The organism is Acinetobacter stercoris (assembly GCF_900323515.1).
Lineage (GTDB): Bacteria > Pseudomonadota > Gammaproteobacteria > Pseudomonadales > Moraxellaceae > Acinetobacter > Acinetobacter stercoris.
Map to the genome: position 1 here is coordinate 1 of NZ_OOGT01000320.1, position 2,618 is coordinate 2,618.

The 2,618-nt window shown below is 35.8% G+C and carries 1 protein-coding gene; it reads left to right on the forward strand.

Annotation, left to right across the window (positions count from 1 at the left end):
• Nucleotides 1–227: 227 nt before the first annotated feature.
• Entirely contained in the window at nt 228–2,162 is a 1,935-nt protein-coding gene (locus KPC_RS19020) for an ATP-binding cassette domain-containing protein (protein ID WP_121975887.1), read from the forward strand.
• The last annotated feature ends 456 nt before the right edge of the window (nt 2,163–2,618 follow it).

Sequence of the window (2,618 nt, forward strand, 5' to 3'; positions counted from 1 at the left end):
AACCAAAGAGTCATAATTTTACAAATAATAATATTTTATTGCGTTATGTCACACTCTATTTCAGATAAAAATAATTCATAAATTACCAATTTGCATAAATGCTCATTTTTAATATTTTTTATGATTATTTTAATCATTCCTTTAAATAAATCTTCATCGAATGGTTTGTCTAATCTTAATTATCACCTAAAATAGCCGCATTCTTTATTACCAGCTCAGACCTATTAATGATTCAACTCGATCAAGTTTCTTTACGCCGCGGTGGACGCATTCTATTTCAAAAAGCGTCTATGCAAATCCATCCTGGTTGGAAAGTAGGTCTTACTGGGGTTAACGGTGCTGGAAAATCCACATTATTCGCCGCACTTTTGGGCTCATTGACCCCAGATGAGGGAACATTATCCCGTCCTCAAGTCTGGACTGTTGCACATATGGCTCAAGAAGTGAAAGCTCTAGATATGGCTGCAATTGATTTTGTTTTGTCAGGAGATGAAGAATATTGGGATATTCAAGCAAAACTAGACCATCCCGACCAACTTAGCGACAATGATTTAGCTCATTTACATGGTCGTTTTGATGAAATTAACGGCTATTCCGCACCAGCCAAAGCGGCACAGCTCATGGCTGGCTTAGGTTTTATGGAACATCAAAACCAGCTTTTAGTTTCAAGCTTTTCTGGTGGATGGCGTATGCGATTAAATCTTGCACGTACGCTAATGAGTCGTTCAGACCTTTTACTACTGGATGAACCAACCAACCATCTAGATTTAGATGCAATATTATGGTTAGAAGACTGGCTTAAAGCTTATGCCGGTACACTCATTTTAATTTCACATGATCGCGATTTTCTGGATGCTATCACTGATCATATTTTACATATCGAAAATGCTGAACTGACTCTATATACAGGAAACTATTCAACTTTTGAAACGACACGAAGTGAACGTCTGGCACAACAGCAACAAGCCTATGAAAAACAATTAGAAACACGCGCACATTTACAAAAATATATTGACCGCTTTAAGGCTCAAGCAACCAAAGCCCGTCAGGCTCAAAGTCGTATCAAACAGTTAGAACGTATGCAACTACTCGCTCCTGCTCATGTCGATACACCTTTTACATTCAGTTTCCGTGAACCTACAAAAATGAGTTCTCCATTGTTAACACTGGAACATGTTGATATTGGTTATGGCAGCAAACTCATTGCAACTGATGTTAATTTACAGATTACCCCAAGCAGTCGTATTGGCTTACTCGGAATGAATGGTGCGGGCAAGTCTACATTGATTAAATCATTAGTTGGAGATTTACCTTTACTCGCTGGTGAGCGCAATGCTTCAGAACTTTTGAATATAGGATATTTTGCACAGCACCAGATGGATTCACTGGATGATCATGCAAGCCCTATGCTTCAACTTGCCCGCATAGCAGATAAAAAAATTAGTGAAGCAACATTACGTTCCTTTTTAGGAAGTTTTGGTTTTAGTGGTGAACGTATGGATACACCATGTGAAAGCTTCTCTGGAGGGGAAAGAGCACGTTTAGCACTAGCACTCATTGTATGGCAGCGTCCAAACGTATTGATTTTAGATGAACCAACAAACCATTTAGATCTGGATATGCGTCATGCATTAACTATGGCACTTCAAGATTTTGAAGGTGCTGTCGTTTTGGTTTCCCATGAACGTCAACTTATTGCCAGTGTCTGTGATGATTTACTTCTCGTCCATGGCGGCCGATGTACTGAATTTGAAGGTGACCTACAAGATTATGCAAATTGGTTACGTCAAGCCCGTTTAGAAATAATCAAACAAGGCGGACAAACCACACCAATCGTTTCCAAAGTTGCTGAACAAAAGGTACAAATTTCTAAAGTTGATAAAGAAGCTCAACGGAAAGAAGCCGCACGTCGCCGTGAACAAACCCGTCCTATTCGGAAAAATATTGAAAAATGCGAAACACAAATAGAGAAAATCCAGTCCAGATTAGCAGAAATTGAAGAATTATTAACAGATACAACACTTTATGAGGTGCAGCGTAAAGATGACTTACTGAAAATCATGAATGAACAAACTGATTTAAAAAATAAACTGGGGCAAGCTGAAGAACAAATGCTTGAATTAATGATGCAATTAGAAGAGCTAGAAAGCTCATTTGATTAAAAATCATAAAATTAAAACTGCCTTTATGGCAGTTTTTTTATATCAAAAAAATGCAGCTCGATAATTTTTTATACCTTCCAAATAATATTTAACTCATCTGTTAAATATTTAAATAAATTGATCATTAAGTAACACAAAACTCTATTTTGTACTCTAAATAGCGACTTACATCTTCTGAAAATTTTCAAAAAAACTCATAAAATTTAGTTATAGGTTTATTTGTATACCGCGTGGAACATTTTTATATCGTTCTATTTTTAACACAATAAATTATGTTAATTTTAAGATAAATTTAATAATCAACACTCCTTATGAGTAACACAACTGCACATAAAAAATTATCCACAAGAGAATAATAGTTAAATCATAGGATCAATATAATAAAGTCCAATGCACTTATTGTGGATAACTATATTTAAATTCAAATACTTCANATTCACTATACAGTCTATAAAT